Origin of the sequence: Halomonas sp. FeN2 (assembly GCF_020595105.1) — a bacterium.
Classification (GTDB): domain Bacteria; phylum Pseudomonadota; class Gammaproteobacteria; order Pseudomonadales; family Halomonadaceae; genus Vreelandella; species Vreelandella neptunia.
Genome location: NZ_CP074200.1, coordinates 155,825 through 178,933, shown reverse-complemented (window position 1 = coordinate 178,933; position 23,109 = coordinate 155,825). Strand labels below are relative to the sequence as shown.

Genomic DNA, 23,109 nt, shown 5'->3' with positions numbered 1-23,109 from the left:
TGATATGTCACTATTTTCAAACGCTAGCCCAGGTTCAGGCCGTGTCCTGCCTGGACGTGATACGCCCATAGAAACCAGTCAGGTGCATACCATTAACGGGCACTCGATACATCCTCCGTTTCCCGAAGGCCACGAGGAGATCGTACTAGGCATGGGGTGTTTCTGGGGCGTTGAGCGACTGTTTTGGCAGTTGCCGGGGGTCTATGTCACTGCGGCGGGGTATGCCGGTGGTGAGACACCTAACCCCACCTATGACGAGACATGCACGGGGCGTACCGGCCATACTGAAGTAGTAAGAGTGGTTTATGACCCCCAGCAAGTGGAGTTAGAAACGCTGCTGCAGGTTTTCTGGGAACAGCATGACCCGACTCAGGGCAATCGCCAGGGTAACGACATCGGCTCCCAGTATCGCTCAGCCATTTTTACCACCAGCCAAGCGCAGCAAACGGTAGCCGAGCAGAGCGCTGCTGCCTACCAGCGGGCGCTCGACAAGGCGGGCAGAGGGGCAATCACTACGGAGATTAAGCCGCTAGAGACATTTTATTACGCAGAGGCTTACCATCAGCAGTACCTGGATAAAAACCCCCACGGCTACTGCGGCTTAAAAGGCACGGGTGTCACCTGCCCGATAGGTTAAAACGCGCACAGTAAACCTTTGACTACCGAATCATCGACAGGAAGCCATTATGCAGCAACGCCATTACCTGAAGTGGGCTTCCCCCCGCGGCACGGCAGCCAGCGCTTTAGCATTAATGCTCTGCACGCCGCTGGCTTGGGCAGGCGAGGAAACGAGCGCCCTGGCCATGCCCCAAGCCGTCAGCGACACGCCATTTGCAAGTGAGCGCGAAGCCGTGGTTTGGCGCCGAGAAGAGCTTAAAGATATTGAAAGTCTGGTGCGTCAGCTGCGCTTTGATCTAATCAATAATCAAGATCTTGAGGCTGCAATGCCGCGATTGCTCGAGTTGCAAGAGCGTGCCAGCGCGCAACGTTTGCTGCCTGCGTTTATCGAAGGCACTCACGGCAGTGGTTCTGAAGCGCGGGCTTCGATATGGGAAGAGTGGGAAGACTTTGCCGCTGGTTTTATCGATTTGGAGGGTAAGATCGCCAATTTGATAGACGTGGCAGAGCAAGAAGATACTCGAGCCACTGCCCGAGCGCTTTCAGAGGTGGGCGCGAGCTGTAAGAGCTGCCATCGTGCCTATCGCTACGACTAAGCGTAGCGGTAGGCATTGGGGGAGAGCTTAATCGCCTTGCTGGATGCGATCGATACGGTAAAGGGTTTCCACTTGTTCTAAACCATTTACGGTGCAGTTAAGATCTTTAACGCGGCCATCGCTTAACCCGTAGACCCAGCCATGCACTGAAATCTGCTGACCTCGCTGCCAAGCGCGCTGCAAAATCTTGGTGCGGCATAAACTGTTTACCTGAGCTTTCACGTTGAGCTCGCACATGCGATCGATTTGATCTTCCAGAGGGAGGTGGTCAAGCGAATTCCTGTGGTGGTTGTACTGTTCGCGCACCGAGTGCAGCCAGTAATCTACCACGCCACATTCGCCTCCCATCATGGCGGCCTTAATGCCCCCGCAACCATAGTGACCGACAACCATAATATGGCTGACTTTTAGAACATCCACCGCGAACTGAACTACCGAGAGGGCGTTCATGTCGGTGTGGTGAAGCAAGTTGGCAACGTTGCGGTGTACGAAAACTTCCCCAGGCGGGAGTGCAATAATTTGATTCGCTGGCACTCGGCTGTCGGAGCAGCCAATCCATAAATAGTCGGGGTTCTGCTGGTTCGAAAGGCGCTTGAAGTAGTCGGGGTCTTCTTCGCACATACGCTCAGCCCAGGCGCGATTATTGTCGAGTAGCGTCGCAATAGGGTCAGACATAGCGTCTCCAGAAAAGTTAAAGGGCGTTAAGTCGCTGGTAGGTAAGCGGGTTATCAAAGCCCTAGTCAGGGTGGAACTAGGCCTTGTATAGCGTAGGCCAGTACAAAATAGCAGCAGAAGGTTTTAACCTTCCCGGGTAGTCAGGTCAACCACTGCACTTGGCCAATGGGCAACCCGATATTGATTCATACGAATTCTAACTCCCCAGGAGCAAATCATGGCAGACGTTTCTGAATACGAATATGACCTTCTGGTTATTGGCGCAGGCTCTGGTGGGGTACGCGCGGCGCGTATGGCCGCGGCTACCGGCGCTAAAGTTGCGATTGCCGAGGATCGCTACCTGGGCGGAACCTGCGTTAACGTTGGCTGTGTGCCCAAGAAGCTCTACTCCTACGCTGCCCACTTCCATGACAGCTTTGATGATGCGGCAGGTTTTGGCTGGCAGCTGCCTGGCCCCGCCAGCTTCGATTGGGCCACACTGCGTGACAACAAAATAAGTGAAATCAAACGTCTAAATGGGATTTATCAGCGCATGCTGGAAGGCGCTGGAGTGACACTTTTCAACGCCCGAGCACGCCTGGCCGATGCGCACACGGTGACCTTAAGCGGTGAGCATGGCGATATATCGGTGACTGCGCAAAAAATCGTCCTCGCTACCGGTGGATGGCCCTGGGTGCCCGACTTCCCTGGCAGTGAACACGCGCTGGATTCCAATCAGATTTTTGATCTGGATACCTTTCCTAAGCGCTTTTTAGTGCTGGGCGGTGGCTATATCGCGGTGGAATTTTCGAGCATCTTCAATGGCCTGGGCAGCGAGACGCACCTTATCTACCGTGGCGAGCTGTTTTTGAAAGGCTTTGATCAACAGGTTCGCGAGTTCACCTGCGCGGAAATGGAAAGAAAGGGGGTCAACCTCCACTTCAACACTAACATCGAACGTATTGAGCCTGGACAGGACGGCTACAATGTGCACCTTACCAACGGCGATGTGCTTGAAGTCGATGTGGTGCTGGCGGCCACTGGGCGGAAAGCAAATATTCGTGACCTAGGACTTGAAGCGCTGGGATTAAGCTTGGATGACACTGGCAAAATTCCCATAAACGAGCGGTTTGAAACAGCGCTGCCTTCAGTTTTAGCGCTAGGCGACCTGATTACTGGGCCTGAATTAACGCCGGTCGGGCTGGCTGAAGCGATGCAGCTTGTCGATATTCATTTTGCCGATACGGTTCCCCAGCCGCTGGATTACAGTACGATCCCCACCGCCGTTTTTTGCCATCCTAATATCGGAACCGTAGGGCTTTCCGAAGAGGCCGCGCGGGAAAAATTCACCGATATTCGCGTGTATAGCACCGACTTTCGGGCCATGAAGCACACCCTATCAGGTAGCCAAGAGCGCACCTTAATGAAGCTGGTCGTGGACGATGCTACCGATGTAGTCGTAGGGGCCCACATGGTCGGAGATGACGCGGGTGAAATTATTCAGGGAATTGCTATCGCGGTAAGAGCTGGCCTTACCAAGCAGGACTTTGATCGCACTGTAGGCATCCACCCGACAGGAGCAGAGGAGTTCGTCACGCTGCGCACGCTGACGCGCAGATAAGTAAATTAAAAACAGCAGGCGTGCCCGTGTGGCGCGCTTTTTTTTCGGCGACATGCACTATTCTAACTGTGATAGCTGTGAGTTGGGAGTGGTTGCGTCATCCGCATATAACAAAAAATTATGGAAATACAGTCGGTGAATAATATGGCTTTTGAATTGCTCATAATCAGCTGTTATAATGAACATCAAATTCGCTACAGCGAAGCATAACTATGAGTACGCCGATACAACCTTTTACTCCTTCTGCTGACCTTGCCAGGCCCACGGTGGCTGATGCCGTAGTGGGTCATGCGGAAATGCCATTGTTCATTCGCAAACCCAATGCGGATGATGGCTGGGGAGTTTATGAGCTGGTCAAAGCTTGCCCTCCGTTGGATGTGAATTCAGCCTACGCCTACCTGCTACTGGCGACTCAGTTTCGTGATACCTGCGCAGTGGCTACCAATGAAGAGGGCGAAATCGTTGGTTTTGTTTCTGGCTATGTTAAGGATAATGCTCCCGACACCTACTTTTTATGGCAAGTGGCTGTCGGTGAAAAAGCACGTGGCACAGGGCTAGCGCGACGTTTGGTCGAGGCTATTATGTCCCGCCCTGAGCTTGACGATGTTCATCATCTTGAAACCACCATCACCCCTGACAATCTCGCCTCTTGGGGCTTATTTCGTCGCTTGGCGGCACGCTGGCATGCGCCGCTCAATAGCCGCGAATACTTCTCTACCGAACAGCTCGGAGGAGAGCATGACCCGGAAAACCTGGTTCGTATCGGCCCGTTCCAAACAGACCGCATCTAATACGCCGTTTTGCTAGATACACGTATTGGGCTTACCGTTTTTCCCGCTCATGTTGCTTCGGGCCAGTAACGCCTAAAGTCAAAATGATCAATTAAGGAGGTCGCTAATGCAGACCCAGACGCTTGAACGCATGGAATCCAATGTACGTACTTATTCTCGTTCATTTCCGGTGGTGTTTACCAAAGCGCAAAATGCGCGCCTAACCGATGAGAACGGCCGTGAGTACATTGATTTCCTAGCCGGCGCGGGCACGCTGAACTACGGCCACAATAATCCGCACATGAAGCAGGCGATGATTGATTACCTGTCCACTGACGGTGTGGTTCACGGACTGGATATGTGGACCAATGCCAAGCGTGATTATCTGGAGACGCTGGAAGAAGTTATTTTCAAGCCACGAGGGCTGGATTATAAGGTTCACCTGCCTGGCCCAACCGGTACCAACGCCGTAGAGGCTGCTATCCGCTTGGCTCGTGTGGCTAAAGGTCGTCATAACATCGTTACCTTCACCAATGGCTTCCACGGGGTGACCATGGGGGCTTTGGCAACCACGGGTAATCGTAAATTCCGTGAAGCCACGGGTGGCATACCCACCCAGGGCGCTAGCTTCCTGCCTTACGATGGCTATATGGGTGAGCATACCGATACCCTGGATTATTTTGAAAAGCTGCTCAGCGACAAATCTGGCGGTTTGGATATTCCAGCGGGTGTCATCATTGAAACCGTGCAAGGCGAGGGCGGTATTAACGTTGCAGGCTTGGAGTGGTTGAAGCGTCTCGAAGGTATTTGCCGCGCCCACGATATTCTGCTGATTATTGATGATATTCAGGCAGGCTGTGGCCGTACGGGCAAGTTCTTTAGCTTCGAGCATGCGGGTATTACGCCCGACATTATCACCAACTCAAAATCGCTCTCCGGTTTTGGGCTGCCATTTGCCCATGTGTTGATGCGGCCAGAGCTGGATAAATGGAAGCCGGGGCAGTATAACGGCACTTTCCGTGGTTTTAGCCTGGCGATGGTGACCGCCACTGCAGCGTTGAAAAAATACTGGACGAATGACACCTTTGAACGTGATGTTCAGCGCAAAGGGCGTATTGTAGAAGAGCGCTTCCAAAAGCTAGCGGCGCTATTGACGGAGCACGGCATGCCCGCCACTGAACGTGGACGGGGTTTGATGCGCGGTATTGACGTAGTGTCCGGTGACATTGCCGATAAAATCACCAGCAAAGCCTTTGAACACGGCCTGGTAATTGAAACCAGTGGCCAGGACGGAGAAGTGGTTAAGTGCCTGTGTCCGCTGACCATTAGCGATGAAGACCTGCTGGAAGGCTTGGATATTCTCGAAATGTGCGTCAAAACTGTTGCTAGTGAGTAATAAAGCGTTACGCTGAAATAGTCGGCTCAACAGTTTTTTAGTCAAGGATATAGCGGCTGGTAGTCGCCAGCCGCTTTGCTAAGGAGTACTCCTATGATCGTTCGTAATATTGAAGAAGCGCGTAAAACCGAGCGCCTAGTGACCGCCGAAAATGGCAATTGGGACAGTACGCGCCTGGTGTTGGCTAACGACGGTGGAAACTTTTCTTTCCATATCACACGCATTTTCGAAGGCACTGAGACACATATTCATTACAAGCATCACTATGAGTCTGTGTACTGCATCGAAGGCGAGGGCGAGGTAGAAACCCTCGCTGATGGCAAGATTTGGCCTATCAAGCCGGGTGATATCTATATCCTCGACCAGCACGATGAACATCTACTGCGTGCGCATAAAACCATGCACCTGGCATGTGTGTTTACACCGCCGATTACGGGCAACGAAGTTCACCAAGAAGACGGTTCTTATGCGCCCTCTGAATAGCTATAGCGCTTAATAAAGCGTTGCTGTATCAAGAGTGCTCAAGCAATAGAAAAAGCAGCCTGCTTATATAGTAGGCTGCTTTTTTGCAAAGTATTCGTCATTCTGTTATTAAGTGCTTCTTTAACAAGAGCTTATAGCTTTTCAAAGACGAGCGTAATTTCACCGAGTGTGAGGCCAAATTTGCGCATGGCGGTTCGATTGATCAAGCGGCCATCAGGCTGTAGGTACATCCAGTCATCCATGGTAAATGAGATCATTCGACCGTTTATGTCGATTTCTAATGGATAGCGCATGTGAAAGACATGACCGTATTGGCGTGCTTCAACTTGGCCTTCCACATCGTTGGCAGTACCCACCCAGCTATGCTCATCGATTCGCTCAAATGTCCAAACGCGTCGATCAGTTTCACCGTCTGAAAATACGAAAGATTCATCCAGTGTTAAAGTGTCATCTTCGTATCTGCCTTGGATTTCCACGGTGAAGCGACGCTGTACCTCGCCGGAGTAATCCTGCACCATGCCCCAGGCGCGGGTAGTGCCTGTAAAGTATTCGGCGATATCCAAACGAGGTTCAGAATCAGCGTAATCTTCAATATCAACACTGGCACAACCTGCTAATAGGAAGAGCAGGGTGAAAAAGCCAATACGCAGGGAGCGAATCATGGACGCAATTCCTATATGACAATGGATTTTGGTACAACTGTGGTAAGGTATTTTAATAGCATAGAGCACCGAAGCGGCTATGGCTACAGTATCTACACGGGTTCGCTTAATATATATTATGTTAAATGCAAGAAACTAAACATCTATAAATAGGTGTCCGAAAAACTATGATGACGTTGGACACCCGCCCCCCATCTCCTTATCATTCCTCAACCTATTGTCCAAGGAAATATCTCGTTATGCGCCCAGGTGTTTTGTGGCTTATCGCTGGCTTGTCGCTTTCGATCGCAGGCTGTGCAGCAACCCAGCCGGAAACGAATCAACCGCCCCCTTTAAGCGAAGCCTCATTCAATGCCCGTATCCTGGAATTAGAGAGCCAGCTAACGCAACAATGCGATACCCGCACTGATCTACACCAACGCCAGTTTGATCAACAGCAGACATTGACCGCTGACATGCGTGAAGTAGGCAGTTTGTTGCGCCACCTCCGCCAAGACGTGCAGCAGTTGGAAGCTCGCGGTGAAGAGCCGGTCATCATTCGTGAAGAGTGTGAAATTGATGAGAGTTTGACTACTAAAACGTTATTGGGCCGCAGCGAATGGGTTGGCCTACCTAGCCTGGGTACCTACCTCAAAGCGCGAGTCGATTCAGGAGCCAACACCTCGTCCCTTTCTGCTGCTGAGATTACCCGCTTCGAGCGTGACGGTGAAGATTGGGTGCGCTTTAAGTTGGCGCTAAACGACGACGATGTGGCCGTTGAGTCACAGCGTGATAAATGGATTGAAGCGCCCATTGTGCGCCGAGTGCGTATTGTTCAAGCCTCTGGAGAAGAGTCCCGTCCCGTCATTTCTCTGCTAATGACTCTAGGGCCGATTCGTGAAAATGTCGAATTCACCCTCAATGACCGCTCTCATCTCGATTACCCGGTGCTGTTAGGACGGCGCTTTTTGATGGATATTGCGGTAATTGATGTAGCCGACACCTATTTGCATGACCGCCCCGAATTTCCTGGTGGCGAACCAGCGGATCAAGCTGCTGAAGATGAAGCAGTTGATGAAGACGATAGCGAAGAGTAACCGCTCTGACGCTTCACGAGGAAAGGAATCTCCATGTCACGGTTAATGTTTTATATTATTGTCGGCCTGTTGCTTGTCGCGGGCGTAGCGACCAGTGTGCATCGTCATGTGCAGTTTGAAATCCCGTGGCTGCCTGGTGAGCAGCGCCAGGTGTGGGAAATTGAAGCTGGTATCAACTTCAATGCCCAGGATGGCCCTGTTCAGGTCGATTTGGCGCTGCCTTCTCATCAAGCAGGCTACCGTGTACTGACGGAGAACACTGCATCGTCGGGTTATGGGCTTGCTTACCAGGCGGACGAATTAGGCCGCACCGCCCGATGGACTATTCGTGAAGCCGTGGGTAGCCAAACGTTATACTACTCGGTTCAGATGCTGGTATCCCAGGATGCGCGCTCACCGGTACAGACACCTCCTGAGGTGCCCGTTACCACACCTTGGGAAAGTCCCTATGATACGGCGGCCAACCAGCTAATTGAGCAAGCCTGGGCGCGCAGTGCCAACAACGCCACCTTCGCTCGCGAGTTAATTCGCGATATCAACGGTGAGCGCCAGGAAGAAAATGCGCGGCTGCTGCTTTCACAGGAGAATCCTGCGGCGCTGGTAGTGCGATTACTCAACCAGGCGGGCGTACAAGCCCGTGAGGTGAGCGGCCTACTGTTAGAAGATGGGCGGCGCCGCCAGACTCTCAGCAGTTGGATTCAGGTGTTTGATGAATCAGGTGAAGAGTGGTCGATTTTTCACCCGCTAACGGGTGAGCAAGGCAAGCCCGATAACCTGTTGCTGTGGGAAACCGGCGGTCGAGCCGTACTGGAGGTTCAGGGTGGCACCAATTCTCGGGTTACCTTCTCCATGATGACCCATGATCAACCTGCTTCAGCGGCGGTGCGTAACCACTACTCTGAAGATACGCTGCTGAATTTCTCCATTCACAGCCTGCCACTGGAGGAGCAAGCGCTATTCCAAACTATCTTGCTGATTCCCATTGGTGCGTTAATGGTGGTGTTTTTGCGTGTGCTGGTGGGCATCAAAACGTCCGGTACTTTTATGCCGGTGTTGATCGCCCTCGCCTTCATTCAGACCTCCCTGCCCACGGGCTTGATTGGCTTCCTGCTTATCGTTGCCGTCGGTCTGATAATTCGTAACTATCTTTCCTACTTGAATTTATTACTGGTGGCCAGGGTCTCGGCGGTGATCATAACGGTGATTGCGATTATCTCGATCTTCACCGTATTGGCCTACCGCATGGGGCTCAGTGCTGGCTTAACGATCACCTTCTTCCCGATGATCATCCTGGCCTGGACCATCGAGCGGATGTCGATACTTTGGGAAGAGGAAGGCCCTAAGCAGGTGCTAATCCAAGGCGGCGGCAGTTTGATCACGGCTATCCTTGCCTATCTGGCGATGAATAATCCCTGGGTACGTCATATCACCTTCAACTTCCTGGGTGTTCAGTTGATATTGATGGCATTGATCTTGCTGCTGGGCAATTACACCGGCTACCGTTTATTGGAGCTGCGCCGCTTCAAGCCAATCACTGACGATGAGAAGCCCTCATGAGTTGGCTGAAGAATTGGACGTGGCCCACGCGCTTGCGGGATAAAGGCATTATCGGCATGAATCGGCGTAATATTCGCTATATTGGCCGATATAATAGCCGCCGTCTCTATCCCCTTGTCGATGACAAGCTTAAAACCAAGCTACTGGCTCAGCAGTATGGGATTACCACACCCGAGCTGATTGGCACCGTTACAACCCAATTTGGCGTTAAGCATATTGGCGCCATGCTCACTGGGCACGCAGGCTTCGTCATCAAGCCTGCCAAGGGAAGCGGCGGCAAGGGCATTCTGGTGATTGAAAAGGTCGAAGATAACGCCTTTATCAAGCCTAGCGGTGCCAAGCTCTCTCTTACCGATATTGAGCGGCATGTATCGAATATTCTGTCCGGGCTCTACTCATTGGGTGGCTCGCCGGATGTGGCGGTGATTGAAACGCTGATTAATTTCGATGAAAGCCTGATGGATTACACCTATGAAGGGGTTCCTGATATCCGGGTTATCGTCTTCAAGGGCTATCCCGTTATGGCCATGATGCGTCTCTCTACCGCCGCGTCCGACGGCAAGGCTAATTTGCACCAAGGGGCGGTAGGCGTTGGCTTAAACATCGCCACCGGAGCTGCACTGCGTGCCGTTCAGTTTGATCGGCCCTGCTTTAGCCATCCGGATACTGGGCATGATTTGGCAAGCCTGGTCGTTCCCCAGTGGGAGACGCTGCTTCATTTGGCGGCGGGTTGTTATGAGATGACTGGTTTAGGCTACCTGGGAACCGATATGGTGCTTGACCGCAAATACGGGCCGATGCTGCTAGAGCTCAACGCTAGACCTGGTTTGGCTATTCAAATGACCAATGGCGAAGGTTTGCGCCGTCGTCTTGATCTTATTGAGCGTCAACCCGATGGAGTGCCTGCAAAACAACGAGTAGCCTTTGCTCAGCACCATTTTGCGCGACAAAGTGAGCTGGTAGACAGCGAATCGGTAGAAACCTCTGACACCTCTTCCACCGGCGCGTAGACTACTACAAAAGCTAGGCTAACAACGTTCAACGAGTTGCCCATGACCCAAGCGAGTACACTACTACAGCAGGCGGAGTCTCAGTGCCATATCCGCGGCGTTCGTTTCACTCCTATTCGCCGACGCGTGCTGGAGATGATCGCCGAAAATGGCGGCGGGCTAAAAGCCTATGACCTGCTCGATAAGCTCTCTACCGAGCATGCGGCCGCGCGACCCCCAACGGTTTATCGAGCGCTGGAGTTTTTGATTGATCAAGGTTTGGTGCATCGTATTGAATCGCAGAACTCCTATGTGGCCTGCGCCTGCCCAGAGCATGCCCATGGTTTTCAACTACTGATTTGCCGGCACTGCGGTTATGTCGAAGAGTTGCACTTGGACGAAATCAGCGATCAACTGGCGGCACTGGCAAAACGCCAGGGCTTCAATGTTGAGCGCCAAACCATTGAGCTTCAAGGGCTTTGTCAGGATTGTCGAACAGCTAGCGAGTAAATTTATGTCCCGTTTTGATCACGTCGCGCCGGATGCGCTGTTTAAGCAGCTAGAGCGAGCCACCCCGGAAGATAGTCTACCCGCTGTGACTACCCTGCTGGCCGCGGTGCGTTTTAATGCTGATGGTTTGATCCCTGCCATTGCACAGCAGCACGATACTAACGAAGTGTTGATGATGGCCTGGATGAACCGCGAGGCGCTGGAGGAGACGTTAACCACCCAGCGTGTTTGCTACTATTCACGATCGCGGGGAAAACTATGGCGTAAGGGAGAGTCGTCGGGCCAGCAGCAGCAGCTTGTCTCTGCTGCGTTGGATTGCGATGGCGATACGCTGTTGTTGCAAGTCGAACAAACGGGGCCTGCTTGCCACACCGGGCGGCGCAGCTGTTTCTATATTGCCGTGGATGGAGAGCAGGCCTCAATTACCAGTAATCCGCTGATTGATCCTGACGACCTGTACGGCAAAAAATCCTAGTTCTGCCGATGCAATCCATGACTCGTTTAATATCAGCCCTGCGTTCAGGTTCGCGCTGGGTATTGATGAAGGTGATGATTGGCTGCGTTAGAGTCTATCAATATACGCTCAGCCCCCTTTTAGGCCCGCGCTGCCGCTTCTGGCCGAGCTGTTCGTCCTACACGATTGAAGCGATTCAGGTGCATGGGCCAATAAAGGGCGGCTGGATGGCCGTTAAGCGGATCGTTAAGTGCCACCCAGGCAATCCTGGCGGCATGGATCCAGTGCCCGGTGGCCGCAGCGAACAGCTTTGCCGCGAGGATGATGAAAAGGCATCCCTGCCCTCTTGCTGTGATCATCACCCTCGCTAGCTTGTTTTCCTATTTCTGCTGCGCTACCGCGTAGATCTTCTCCAGCATGGCATGCAGACCGTTGCTCCGCGTTGGAGAAAGGTGCTTATCCAATCCCAAGTCTGTCAAAAAGTGCGGTTCGGTAGCACGAATCTCAGCGGCTGTGCGCTCGCTGTAAATGCGCAGCAATACGGCAATCAGGCCGGATACGATGGCGGCATCAGAAGTTGCCTTGAAAACCAGCTTATCGCCCTCCTCCTCATGGCGCATCCAAACGTTTGACTGGCAGCCCTGAATTTTAAATTTCTCGATCTTCCACTCTTCTGGAAAGTCAGGCAGCTGCTTACCCATATCGATAATGTACTGGTAACGATCCATCCAGTTGTCGAATATCTCGAAATCTTCGATCAGCTCTTGCTGGGCCTGTTCGGCGCCGGAAGTGCTCATGCTATTTCCTTCTCTATTGGAATTGGCGACTGATGTTTTGAGTCATAGGGTTACTCATTGGGGCCATTATAACGGCTCGAAGGAGTCTTGAGGGAGGTTGTGTCCTGAAACAGTCAATCGATGGCGCTGTTGTTCGCGATGCCACTCGTTGTCTTCAGTATGGAGATAACGTGAGGTGGTATCGAGACGCGCGTGACGGGCGCTTTCGGCCAGATGGCGCAGACTGATGCCCGATTGCGCTTGGTGGGTAATCGATGTGTGCCGTAACCAGTGCGGCGTTGCCTGGCTAAGTGCAGCAATATGTTCCGGTGCGCCATCGTTATCTTTAAGTGTTTGAGCCGCCTGCTGAAACGTTGCGCAAATAAGCCGATAAAGCTGGTTATGGCCCAGGCCACGCTGTCCATCCAGAGCGCGAAGAACCGGTGCTTCAGCTTCAAACTGCTCAGGGTAGTCAGACAATCCCAGCGCATGGCGCCACTGGCGCAAACAGTCCAGCATATCGTCAGGCAGCGGAATGCGTGCCATCTTGTTTCCCTTGCCCACCACATGCCACCACCAGCGCCCTTCGCTGCGCTGGAAATCCCCCATACGCGCATCGGCTATCTCGCTAATGCGCGGTGCCAGCAAATAGGCAAAACCAAAGATAAAGCGCCGTCGTGCATGTTCAAAATGGGCACGGCTGCCCTCCCCAGCCTCTAGCGGGCTATTCAGCCACTCCCACAACCACGCCCATAAGCCACTTTCCAAATAGCGCTCGACACGCTGTGTTTGATTATTCAGGCGCCGTGATTTATCGCGCATCAAGCGAAACGGATTGTGGTTAACCCAGCCTGCTTCTACCAGCCAGGCAAACATCCCTTGCAGTATCACCAAGCTTTGGCGTCGGCTGGCGGGCGATAAACCGCCACGAAATGGCCGCCATGACGGGTGCGTACGAGATTTAGAGGGCCCTACCCACTGCTCGCTTGGCTGTGGGTCGGCGAGAAAGGCTTCAAAGCGGCGCAGGGTTTCGCGATTGGTATCGGCCAGCGTTTGCCCTTGGCTAGCGAGCCAGAGCAGCAGCCGCTCCGCCTCACGTCGGTATGCTTTCCAGGTTTGTGGACTATCCACGTACTCTTCAAGCCATGCGGTCACTGCCTGGGCATCGTTTTGGGCGCTAATACGCCCGCCACTCGGCGACTCTTTCAATATCTGTAGTTGACCCGTGGGTGCAATAACTTCGTTTGCCATGCCCGCCGCCGTACTCTTTTTTAGTCGATTTTTTACATTACCTGGCTTTAAGTGTGCCGCTGTAGCCGCATAAATTCAAGATAATACGGGTAATCTTGAATTAATATCTTTTTACATAAATAAAATTACGTATTACATAATACGTAATTATTGCCTTTTGCACGACAAGTCCTGACAATAGTGGCTACAGAAGCTCTCAAGGAAGGATCATTTCATGGCCCGCAACGGCATTCAGTACAGCGATGTTCAACAAGCCATTGATGCCCTGCTGGCCCGGGGCGATACGCCCAGCGTGCAGCGTATTCGTGATGTGCTGGGTACCGGCAGCTTCACGACGATTAGTGATCACTTCCGCTTGTGGCGCAGCGAGCGGGAGCAGAATCGTGACGTGCCGCCGCCCAAGGGAGTGCCGGAAGTCGTGGTGACCATGGCCAGCGAGCTATGGCGCGAGGCCCAGGAGGTAGCGAATCAAGCGCTGCTTCACTATCGCGAAGATGCCAATCGCCAGGTTGCAGATGCGCAGCAGCTCGCCGAAGATGCAAAACAGCAAGCCGCTAACGCCGAGCAGCGTGAAAGCGCCCTCGCCGAGCACTTACGTCATATGGAGCAGCGCATGGAAGCGTTAAACCGGGAATTGGCCGCTAGCCAAACCAGCGAACATCACTGGCATCAAAAAGCTGAAACAGCGCAAGAAGAAGTAACTCAACTGAAGCAGGTACAGCAGCAGTTAGAGAGCCAGGCTGGCGAACAGCGCAAAACACATAGCAACGCCCTCAGCGAGCAACAGGCAGCGTGGGAGCAGCGGTTAGCACAAGAGGAGCAGCGTCATGAGGCAGCTGAAGGAAGGCTAATGGCGATGCTGGATAGCGCTCAGCAGGCGCGCGCCCAGGAAGAGAAGACTTTCCAAAAACGTCTGCAGCAGTCTGAGCAGCGTATTGAGGCATTGAGTCAGGAGCTAAAGGCAAAGCAGCAGGCCCTGCACACTCTGCAGCTGGAGGCTAGCCAGCGCGAACAACAGCTTGGTGAGCAGACACAGCAAATTACATCGCTGGAGAAGCAGCAACAAGTGTTAACCGAGCAGCTAGATGAGGCGAAGGCAGCATTAGATCGCCAAGCCCAGCAGCATGCCGAGCGCGAAGCTGCGCTACAGCAAGCGTGGCAAGAGAAGCTTTGGAGCCGCATGGAAGCGCTGCAAACACAGCTAACGGCGCTACCCGATGCGCTTTCAAAACACAACAGTGAGCCAGGCCAGTAATCAATCTGGAGACATAAAAAAAAGCCCAGCGATTGAAGCTGGGCTTTTGCCTTACCCTCGCTAATTTAGCGGTAGTAGGCGTTAGTGGTATCGCTGTGATCGGTAACGTCGCGAATACCGGCAAGCTCTGGAATGCGCTCCATCAGGGTTTTCTCAACGCCATCTTTCAGAGTTAAGTCGACTGCGGCACAGCCCTGGCAGCCACCGCCAAAGGCGAGAACGGCGTACTGCTGTTCGGTGAGCTCAACCAGTTTGATTTCGCCGCCATGAGCTGCCAGCCCAGGATTAATCTCGCTGTAAAGCACGTAATTGATACGGTCTTCCAGCGGGCTATCCGCATTGACCTTGGGCATCTTGGCGTTGGGCGCTTTGATGGTTAGCTGGCCACCCATGCGGTCGGCGTTGAAATCCACCACAGCCTCTTCCAAAAACGCCAGACTGTTTTTATCGAGAAAGACGTTGATTTTCTCGAGTTCAAGCAGCACATCGGTAGGCTCTTCTTCGCCGGGACGGCAGTAGGCTAGACACGTTTCCGCGTAGGGTGTGCCCGGCTGGGTAATGAAAATGCGTACCGCAATACCCTCAACGTTCTGCTTTTCCAGCAGTTCTGCCAAGTATTCTTGCGCACTGGTGGTAATATCAATACCTTGGGTATCGACACTGGTGTCTTTTTCGCTAGTCGTGGTCATGAGGGCTGTCTTCCTCCCGTGGTAGTGGCGGCGCCACTTCACATGTCATTTGTGTCTATGGTAAGCAAAACAGCGCGCTGACACAATCCCGACTGTTTTAGTCGGCTATTTTAAACAGCTCTTTTTACGAGCGACTATTAATTATCTTTCCTTATCTTGCGTATAGCCTCCGTAGGGGCGCCTTTTGCCATCCCTTTTGTTATCATTATGCGCCTTATAACGACAGATGCTGCTTTTCCGACGATAACAACATCCCCTTTGACGACTGTGACGCTGGAGAACTCCCCCTGCCATGGCTGATAGTGCTTTGATCGCAACCCTCACCCAACGCCTTGCCCAACGTATCCTGATTCTGGATGGCGGCATGGGCACCATGCTGCAGAATGCCCAGTTGAGCGAGGAAGATTTTCGCGGCGAACGGTTTAGCGACTGGCCCTCGGATCTCAAAGGCAATAATGATCTGCTCGCGCTAACCTGCCCCGAAGTGGTCACGCGGATTCACCGTGACTATCTGGAAGCCGGTGCCGACATTATTGAGACCAACACCTTTAATAGCACTCAGCTGTCACAGTCTGATTACGGCATGGAATCGCTGGTGGTTGAACTCAACCGTGAATCAGCGCGCCTGGCTCGTGAGGTCTGCGACGCAGTGGCCGCTGAAACCGGCGTGCCCCGCTATGTTGCCGGTGTGTTAGGCCCCACCTCGCGCACCGCGTCGCTATCGCCGGATGTGAATGATCCCGCCAAGCGTAACGTCACCTTTGATGAGCTGCGCGAGAACTACTATGAAGCCGCCGAAGCGCTGATTGCAGGCGGTGCCGATCTGATCATGATCGAAACTATCTTCGATACACTTAACGCCAAGGCAGCGATCTATGCGCTGGAAGAGCTGTTCGATGACCGCGGTGAGCGCTTACCGGTAATGATCTCCGGCACCATTACCGATGCCTCGGGCCGTACGCTTTCAGGTCAAACCACCGAAGCCTTCTGGAACTCGGTACGCCATGCTCAACCGCTGTCGGTGGGTTTGAACTGTGCCCTGGGCGCTGAGGAGCTACGTCCTTACCTGGAAGAGCTCTCTACCAAAGCCGATACCTTTGTCTCCGCCCACCCCAACGCAGGGCTTCCTAACGAATTTGGTGAGTACGACCAAACACCGGAAGAGATGTCGGAGATCGTCAGCGAGTTTGCCGCCAGCGGGCTGGTCAATATCATCGGCGGCTGCTGTGGCTCCACGCCCGAGCACATTCGCGCCATTGCTGATTCTGTTCGTGATATGGCGCCCCGGGTCATTCCTGAGCGCAGCCGCGCCTGCCGCCTATCCGGTCTTGAGCCGTTCAATATTGAAGCCGACTCGTTGTTCGTCAACGTTGGCGAGCGTACCAACGTCACCGGCTCGGCACGTTTTAAGCGCTTGATAGTAGAAGAGGACTTCACCACCGCCTTGGAAGTCGCCCTTGAGCAGGTCGAAAACGGCGCCCAGGTGATCGATATCAATATGGACGAGGGCATGCTCGAGTCCAAGGAAGCCATGGAGCGTTTCCTTAACTTGATCGCCGGCGAGCCGGATATCGCCCGGGTGCCGATTATGATCGACTCCTCCAAGTGGGAGATCATCGAAGCCGGCCTGAAGTGCGTCCAGGGCAAGGCTGTGGTGAACTCCATCTCGCTTAAAGAGGGCGAAGCCGCCTTCCGCGAACAGGCGACCAAGTGCCGCCGCTTTGGCGCTGCCATTGTCGTCATGGCCTTTGATGAAGAGGGCCAGGCAGACACCTTTGCCCGCAAAACCGAAATTTGTCAGCGCGCCTACCGCCTGCTGGTGGATGAGATTGGCTTCCCCGCAGAAGACATTATCTTTGACCCCAATATCTTTGCCATCGCCACCGGTATTGAGGAGCACAACAACTACGCGGTCGACTTTATCGAAGCGACCCAGTGGATTCGCGAAAACCTGCCCCACGCGATGATTTCTGGCGGGGTGTCTAACGTCTCTTTCTCGTTCCGTGGCAACAACCCGGTGCGCGAAGCGATCCATTCGGCGTTTCTTTACCACGCCATCCGCGCAGGCCTCTCCATGGGGATCGTCAATGCAGGCCAGCTTGCTGTCTACGACGACCTCCCCGCCGAGCTACGGGATGCAGTAGAGGATGTGGTGCTCAATCGCCGCAGCGACGGCACCGAGCGCTTGCTGGATATTGCCGATAAGTATAAAGGCGACGGCAGCGGTGCCGCTAAAAAAGAGGATCTTGAGTGGCGTAGCTGGCCGGTCAATAAGCGTATTGAGCATGCGCTGGTTAAAGGTATTACGGTATATATTGAAGACGACACCGAACAGGCCCGCGCCGAAGCCGAACGCCCGATTGAGGTCATCGAAGGCCCGCTGATGGACGGTATGAATGTGGTCGGCGACCTGTTTGGTGATGGCAAAATGTTCCTGCCTCAGGTGGTTAAGTCCGCTCGGGTGATGAAACAGGCCGTGGCCTACTTGATCCCCTATATTGAGGCCGAGAAGAGCGAAGAGACCAAAGCCAAAGGTAAGATCGTGATGGCCACGGTCAAAGGCGATGTCCACGATATCGGTAAAAATATCGTTGGCGTGGTATTGCAGTGCAATAATTATGAGGTGATTGACCTTGGCGTCATGGTGCCAGCCGAAAAAATCCTTCAGGCAGCCAAGGAGCATAACGCCGATATCATCGGCCTTTCCGGGCTGATCACCCCGTCGCTGGATGAAATGGTGCACGTTGCCAAAGAGATGCAGCGCCGGGGTATGGATCTACCGCTGCTGATTGGCGGTGCCACCACCTCTAAAGCGCATACCGCGGTAAAGATCGAACCGCAGTATGAGCACCCGGTGATTTACGTGACCGACGCCTCCCGGGCAGTTGGCGTAGCGGGCAAATTATTGACGCCTGCCTTGAAAACACCTTACGTCGCTGAGATCCGTGAAGAGTACGAAAAGGTTCGCGAGCGTAACGCCAAGCGCCGCCCCAAAGCGGCGGATCTTGACTACACTCAGGCGCGCAAGCGGCGTTTTCGCACCGACTGGAGCGCCCACACCCCCGCCGAGCCCAATATGCTGGGGCTAAAAACCTTCGACGACTACGACCTGGAAGAGCTGATCGAGCGCATCGACTGGACGCCCTTCTTTATGAGCTGGCAGCTCGCGGGCAAGTATCCCAAAATTCTCGACGACAAGGTCGTCGGTGAAGCCGCTCGAAACCTGTTTGAAGATGCCAAGGTCATGCTGCGTAAGCTGGTTGAAGAGAAGCGCGTTCAGGCCCGCGGTGTGATTGGCCTGTGGCCCGCCAACAGCGTTGATGATGACGTCATCGAGGTGTACGCCGATGAGTCACGCAGTGAAGTTGTCGAGCGCCTCTTCCATATCCGTCAGCAGACCACCAAAGGCCGCGACGGTATCTGCTACAGCCTGGCCGATTTTATTGCCCCCAAAGAGAGCGGCAAAGCCGACTGGATTGGCGGCTTTGCGGTCACCACCGGCCATGGGGTTGATGAACTCTCCAAAGCTTATGAGGCCGCCGGTGACGACTACAATGCGATTATGGTGCAGGCGTTGACGGATCGTCTTGCCGAGGCCTTTGCCGAGCGCATGCACGAACGGGTGCGTAAAGAGTTCTGGGGCTATGTACCGGAAGAAACGCTGGACAACGATGCCCTGATCGCCGAGAAGTATCAGGGTATCCGCCCTGCCCCTGGCTACCCCGCCTGCCCGGATCACACCGAGAAAGCCACGCTATTCCGGCTGCTCAATGCCACCGAAAATACCGGTTTGGCATTGACCGAAAACTTCGCCATGTGGCCAGCGGCAGCGGTTTCCGGCTGGTACTTTGCTCATCCGCAGTCGAAGTACTTCTCTACCGGTAAGATCACCCGAGATCAGGTCGAAGCCATCGCCGCGCGTAAGCAGATGCCCCTTGAAGAAATGGAGCGCTGGCTCTCACCGGTACTTTCCTACGACCCGAGCTAATCAATGCTGTTTGTCGCTCGCCGTCACGGCAAGGTTATTCGCCTTGCCTTGCCCATCATGCTGGGCATGCTCTCCCAGAGCATGCTCAATTTGATCGATGCCGCTCTGGTGGGGCATTTAGGCGAAGTAGCGCTTGCGGGTGTAGGCGTGGGCGGTTACGCGATGTTTATGCTTAGCGCTATTGTGTTTGGCCTCTCCTCCAGCGTTCAGTCACAAACCGCCCAGCGCGAGGGGGCTGCCCACAGGGAGATCGCCCATCCACTTAACGCGGGGCTGGTGATTGGGTTTGGGGTTGCTTTGCCACTGTCACTCTTGGCTTGGTGGCAAGCGCCACTGCTGATTGGCTTGATTAGCCAAGCCGACGATGTCCAAAGCGTCGCCGTAGACTACTTTCGTTGGCGGGTGGTGTCACTGGTAGCCATTGCGCTAACGCTCTGCTTTCGTGGCTACTGGAACGGTCGCCAGCATACGCATCTCTACTTGCGTATCATCGTGGCGGTTCACTTGATTAATGTGGCAGTCAGCGCGGGGTTAATCTATGGATTTGCCGGGCTACCCAAAATGGGCGCGAGCGGTGCAGGTGCGGGGACTACACTGTCGCTATTTATTGGTTTTCTTGCTTGGTGTTGGGAGAGCATTAAAAGCCCTGCTATCCAACATTTGTTAACCCATATGCCTTGCTTAGCCACCCTGCGTACCACTCTGCTACTTGCTGCCCCTCACTCTTTGCAGCAGCTTTTATTTGCAGCGGGTTATGCGGTACTTATTTGGTTACTTAGCCAATTGGGTACGGCCAGTGTCGCGGTTGGCCATGTGTTGATTAATCTTTCACTGCTGCTTATTTTGCCGGGGGTGGGGATTGGCGTTGCTGTAATGAGCTTAGTAGGTGAGGCATTAGGCCGAGATGCCCAGCACGAAGCCCACCGCTGGGGCCTGGATGCACTCCGTGTCGCCTGGCCGTTACTGCTGGTGCTGGCGCTACCCATGCTGATAGTGCCCGAGCACGTACTCGCCATTTTTTTCACCAGCAGTGAGCTAGTGGCACTGGGCAAACTCCCGTTGCAACTGACCGGTGTGATGATTGTGCTGGATGCGGCCGCTTTAGTGCTCGCCCAGGCCTTAATGGGTGCGGGCGCCCAGCGCACGGTGATGATGCTAACCCTGGGGATGCAGTGGCTGCTTTTTTTACCCTTGGCTTGGTGGGTGGGAATCGGTTTAGACCAGGGCCTATTAGGCATCTGGCTTATGCAGTTGCTCTACCGATTGATAAACTCGGCCGGATTTTTGTGGGTGTGGCAGCGCCGCCGCTGGCTGGCCCCAGCCTTCTAACCGGCTGCTTGACCCATGGTAGGTGTTCTAAATAGCTTTTAGAGATAAAAAGATAATTATATATTCTTTTGTAGAATATGACGCCCGCGTTAAGGTGACGCTACATTAACGTCCGTCTCAACGTGACCATTTCGCTTTTTAGCAGGATCGTGCCACATGTACCGTTATGATATTCACGACCAAACCCTGGTTGATGAGCGTGTCGCTCAGTTTCGCGACCAAATGGAACGCTACCGCGCCGGGCGTTTGGGAGAAGAGGAGTTCCGCCCACTACGGTTGCAGAACGGCCTCTATATTCAACGCCATGCGCCTATGCTGCGTATTGCCATTCCTTACGGCATGTTGGCGGGTAACCAGCTGCGTGCCCTGGCTGAGATCACCCGCCGCTACGACCGCGGTTACGGCCACTTTACCACCCGGCAAAACTTGCAGCTCAACTGGCCTGCTCTTGAAGACGTGCCGGATATTCTGGCAGATCTGGCCAAGGTACAAATGCACGCGATTCAAACCAGTGGTAACTGCATTCGTAACACCACCAGCGACCAGTTTGCCGGCATTGCCAACGATGAAGTTGAAGACCCACGCCCCTGGTGCGAATTAATCCGCCAGTGGTCGACTCTGCACCCGGAATTCGCCTATTTACCGCGCAAATTTAAAATCGCGGTCAGCGGTGCGGCCCAAGACCGCGCGGCGATTCAAGTGCACGATATTGGCCTGCGTCTATGGCACAATGCCGACGGCGAGCTGCGTGTTAAAGTGCTAGCCGGTGGCGGCCTTGGCCGTACGCCGATGATTGCAGACGTAGTACGTGAAGACTTGCCCTGGCAGCATCTGCTCACCTACCTGGAAGCCTGTGTACGGGTTTACAACCAGTTTGGACGCCGGGATAACAAGTTCAAGGCGCGGATTAAAATCCTGGTTAAAGCCCTGGGCATTGAGGAGTTCCGTCGCCGGGTCGAGGAAGAGTGGGCGCATTTGAAAGACGGCCCGCAAACGCTTAACCAAGCAGCCGTCGATGCAGCCAAAGTTCACTTCCCCGAGCCTGATCGTCGCCCGGTTGCAGAGAGCGCTAACGAAGATTTTGACCGCTTGCGTGCCGAAAATCGCAGCTTCGCGCGTTTTGTCACCAACAACGTGACCGACCATAAGGTGCCCGGCTATAAGGCCGTTACGCTGTCACTGAAACGTCGTGAGCACGCGCCTGGGGATGTCACCGCTGATCAAATGGAAGCGGTCGCAGATTTAGCCGATCGCTACAGCTTTGGTGAAGTGCGTGTCACCCACGAACAGAACCTGGTGCTTTCTGACGTACCGGTCGATGAGCTGGAAGCGCTCTGGAAAGAGCTGGAAGCCTTGGGTATGGCGAACCCCACAGTAGGCACGCTCAACGACATTATCTGCTGCCCTGGCGGCGATTACTGCAGCTTGGCCAATGCGGTCTCTATTCCCATCGCACAGGCACTGCAGGAACGCTTTGAAGATCTTGATTTCTTGTATGACCTCGGCCCGCTGGATCTGAATATCTCCGGCTGCATGAATGCCTGTGGCCACCACCATGTCGGCCATATCGGCATCCTGGGCGTGGATAAAAAAGGCGAAGAGTTCTATCAGATATCGATTGGTGGCAACTCCACTGACGATGCTTCGCTGGGTAAGATTTTAGGCCCGTCCTTTTTCCGCTCAGACGTGCCGGATGTGGTTGAAAAAGTATTGGAAGTCTATGTGTCACAGCGCCATGAGGACGAACGCTTCTTGGATACCTACCGCCGTATTGGCTTAAAACCCTTTAAGGAGCGTGTCTATGCCTAATAATCCTGTGCCTAATAAAACCGATGAGACACAAACTGAAGCGGTTGAACAGACACCGGTTCATGTCGACCACTTGATTGCTAACGGTGAGCTTGCGGCGGAAAATGCGTGGTGTGTTTCCTACGATGCGGATGCCCTGCCCGAACAGCGCCCGGCGTTTGTGCCGCTGGCGTTATGGCAGGCCAATCAGGAAGACGCTGAGCTGGCACCGCTACTCACCAGCGATACCGAGCTGACGGCGGAATTAGGCAAACAGCTTGGTAATGCCCCAGCCATCGCGATTGACTTCCCCGCCTTCACCGATGGCCGTGGCTACAGCATCGCCCGCCTGCTGCGCGAGCGCTACGGCTATAGTGGCGAAGTGCGTGCGGTGGGTGATGTTCTGGTCGATCAGTTGGAGTACATGCGCCGCTGTGGTTTTACTGCCATGGCGCTGCGCGATGACCAGCATCCAGAAGACGCCCTGCGCGCACTTAGTTTTTTCAGCGTTCGCTATCAACCCGATGTAGAAGAGCGTCAGGCGCTGTTTGAGCGCCGTTTAGCCGATAATAAGTAGACGCAGAGCGTGAATGTTATAAGCCCAAAAGGGCAGCTTCGGCTGCCCATTTTATTGGTGACTGGCTCTA

At 53.9% G+C, this 23,109-nt stretch carries 22 protein-coding genes; 17 read left to right on the top strand and 5 right to left on the bottom strand.

Annotated features, from left to right (window positions below; all coding sequences use genetic code 11):
• Window positions 1-4: 4 nt before the first annotated feature.
• Both msrA and KF947_RS00830 read left to right on the top strand, forming a co-directional pair.
• Window positions 5-637 (top strand): peptide-methionine (S)-S-oxide reductase MsrA, encoded by a 633-nt coding sequence (gene msrA, locus KF947_RS00835; RefSeq protein WP_227405198.1) that lies wholly within the window; start codon window positions 5-7, stop codon window positions 635-637.
• A gap of 49 nt (window positions 638-686) precedes the next feature.
• Complete coding sequence (locus tag KF947_RS00830; RefSeq protein WP_133732507.1) at window positions 687-1,214, top strand: c-type cytochrome; 528 nt, start codon at window positions 687-689, stop codon at window positions 1,212-1,214.
• Window positions 1,215-1,241: 27 nt separating this feature from the next.
• On the opposite strand, the gene can is transcribed toward KF947_RS00830, so the two are convergent.
• Window positions 1,242-1,889: a carbonate dehydratase gene (gene can / locus KF947_RS00825; RefSeq protein WP_133732506.1), complete on the bottom strand. Its 648-nt coding sequence runs from the start codon at window positions 1,887-1,889 to the stop codon at window positions 1,242-1,244.
• Window positions 1,890-2,106: 217 nt separating this feature from the next.
• Between can and gorA the strand changes: the two genes are divergently transcribed.
• The 4 genes from gorA to KF947_RS00805 all read left to right on the top strand — a co-directional run bounded on the left by gorA (window position 2,107) and on the right by KF947_RS00805 (window position 6,138).
• On the top strand, window positions 2,107-3,489 hold the full coding sequence (gene gorA, locus KF947_RS00820) for a glutathione-disulfide reductase (RefSeq protein ID WP_227405197.1): 1,383 nt from the start codon (window positions 2,107-2,109) through the stop codon (window positions 3,487-3,489).
• A 212-nt stretch (window positions 3,490-3,701) separates the two neighbouring features.
• Window positions 3,702-4,280, top strand: coding sequence for a diaminobutyrate acetyltransferase (gene ectA, locus KF947_RS00815; RefSeq protein WP_133732504.1), 579 nt, complete (start codon window positions 3,702-3,704; stop codon window positions 4,278-4,280).
• Window positions 4,281-4,386: 106 nt separating this feature from the next.
• A complete protein-coding gene (gene ectB / locus KF947_RS00810) occupies window positions 4,387-5,655 on the top strand; it encodes a diaminobutyrate--2-oxoglutarate transaminase (protein ID WP_133732503.1) in 1,269 nt (422 codons plus the stop codon).
• A 93-nt stretch (window positions 5,656-5,748) separates the two neighbouring features.
• A complete protein-coding gene (locus KF947_RS00805) occupies window positions 5,749-6,138 on the top strand; it encodes an ectoine synthase (RefSeq protein ID WP_007114243.1) in 390 nt (129 codons plus the stop codon).
• 131 nt (window positions 6,139-6,269) lie between these two features.
• On the opposite strand, the gene KF947_RS00800 is transcribed toward KF947_RS00805, so the two are convergent.
• Entirely contained in the window at window positions 6,270-6,800 is a 531-nt protein-coding gene (locus KF947_RS00800; protein ID WP_227405196.1) for a DUF3833 domain-containing protein, read from the bottom strand.
• A 239-nt stretch (window positions 6,801-7,039) separates the two neighbouring features.
• Between KF947_RS00800 and KF947_RS00795 the strand changes: the two genes are divergently transcribed.
• Genes KF947_RS00795 through yidD form a run of 6 tightly spaced genes read left to right on the top strand, consistent with a single transcriptional unit; the run spans window position 7,040 to window position 11,757 of the window.
• Window positions 7,040-7,876 carry an ATP-dependent zinc protease gene (locus tag KF947_RS00795; RefSeq protein WP_133732501.1) on the top strand — a complete coding sequence of 279 codons (837 nt, stop codon included), beginning with the start codon at window positions 7,040-7,042 and terminating at the stop codon, window positions 7,874-7,876.
• Between the two features lie 33 nt (window positions 7,877-7,909).
• Window positions 7,910-9,433, top strand: coding sequence for an inactive transglutaminase family protein (locus KF947_RS00790; protein WP_227405195.1), 1,524 nt, complete (start codon window positions 7,910-7,912; stop codon window positions 9,431-9,433).
• Window positions 9,430-10,443 (top strand): alpha-L-glutamate ligase-like protein, encoded by a 1,014-nt coding sequence (locus KF947_RS00785; RefSeq protein ID WP_227405194.1) that lies wholly within the window; start codon window positions 9,430-9,432, stop codon window positions 10,441-10,443. Before KF947_RS00790 ends, KF947_RS00785 begins: the two co-directional genes overlap by 4 nt.
• A 42-nt stretch (window positions 10,444-10,485) precedes the next feature.
• Complete coding sequence (locus KF947_RS00780) at window positions 10,486-10,932, top strand: transcriptional repressor (RefSeq protein ID WP_007114248.1); 447 nt, start codon at window positions 10,486-10,488, stop codon at window positions 10,930-10,932.
• A 4-nt stretch (window positions 10,933-10,936) separates the two neighbouring features.
• The gene (hisI, locus tag KF947_RS00775; RefSeq protein WP_133732498.1) at window positions 10,937-11,407 is read left to right on the top strand and encodes a phosphoribosyl-AMP cyclohydrolase; all 471 of its coding nucleotides are present in this window, start codon (window positions 10,937-10,939) and stop codon (window positions 11,405-11,407) included.
• A 17-nt stretch (window positions 11,408-11,424) separates the two neighbouring features.
• A complete protein-coding gene (gene yidD, locus KF947_RS00770) occupies window positions 11,425-11,757 on the top strand; it encodes a membrane protein insertion efficiency factor YidD (RefSeq protein WP_227405193.1) in 333 nt (110 codons plus the stop codon).
• Between the two features lie 9 nt (window positions 11,758-11,766).
• Here the strand turns inward: yidD and KF947_RS00765 are convergent, their stop codons facing one another.
• The gene (locus tag KF947_RS00765) at window positions 11,767-12,183 is read right to left on the bottom strand and encodes a SufE family protein (RefSeq protein WP_227405192.1); all 417 of its coding nucleotides are present in this window, start codon (window positions 12,181-12,183) and stop codon (window positions 11,767-11,769) included.
• A gap of 66 nt (window positions 12,184-12,249) precedes the next feature.
• Window positions 12,250-13,413, bottom strand: coding sequence for a tyrosine-type recombinase/integrase (locus KF947_RS00760; RefSeq protein ID WP_227405191.1), 1,164 nt, complete (start codon window positions 13,411-13,413; stop codon window positions 12,250-12,252).
• Between the two features lie 214 nt (window positions 13,414-13,627).
• On the opposite strand from KF947_RS00760, the gene KF947_RS00755 reads away from it, so the two are divergent.
• A complete protein-coding gene (locus KF947_RS00755) occupies window positions 13,628-14,668 on the top strand; it encodes a DNA-binding protein (protein ID WP_227405190.1) in 1,041 nt (346 codons plus the stop codon).
• 65 nt (window positions 14,669-14,733) lie between these two features.
• Here the strand turns inward: KF947_RS00755 and nfuA are convergent, their stop codons facing one another.
• A complete protein-coding gene (gene nfuA / locus KF947_RS00750) occupies window positions 14,734-15,357 on the bottom strand; it encodes a Fe-S biogenesis protein NfuA (protein WP_133732494.1) in 624 nt (207 codons plus the stop codon).
• 292 nt (window positions 15,358-15,649) lie between these two features.
• On the opposite strand from nfuA, the gene metH reads away from it, so the two are divergent.
• The 4 genes from metH to KF947_RS00730 all read left to right on the top strand — a co-directional run bounded on the left by metH (window position 15,650) and on the right by KF947_RS00730 (window position 23,039).
• On the top strand, window positions 15,650-19,345 hold the full coding sequence (gene metH, locus KF947_RS00745; protein ID WP_133732493.1) for a methionine synthase: 3,696 nt from the start codon (window positions 15,650-15,652) through the stop codon (window positions 19,343-19,345).
• A gap of 3 nt (window positions 19,346-19,348) precedes the next feature.
• On the top strand, window positions 19,349-20,674 hold the full coding sequence (locus tag KF947_RS00740; RefSeq protein ID WP_227405189.1) for an MATE family efflux transporter: 1,326 nt from the start codon (window positions 19,349-19,351) through the stop codon (window positions 20,672-20,674).
• A 156-nt stretch (window positions 20,675-20,830) separates the two neighbouring features.
• Entirely contained in the window at window positions 20,831-22,483 is a 1,653-nt protein-coding gene (locus KF947_RS00735) for a nitrite/sulfite reductase (RefSeq protein ID WP_133732491.1), read from the top strand.
• A complete protein-coding gene (locus KF947_RS00730; protein WP_133732490.1) occupies window positions 22,476-23,039 on the top strand; it encodes a DUF934 domain-containing protein in 564 nt (187 codons plus the stop codon). The genes KF947_RS00735 and KF947_RS00730 overlap by 8 nt, the downstream gene beginning before the upstream one ends.
• The last annotated feature ends 70 nt before the right edge of the window (window positions 23,040-23,109 follow it).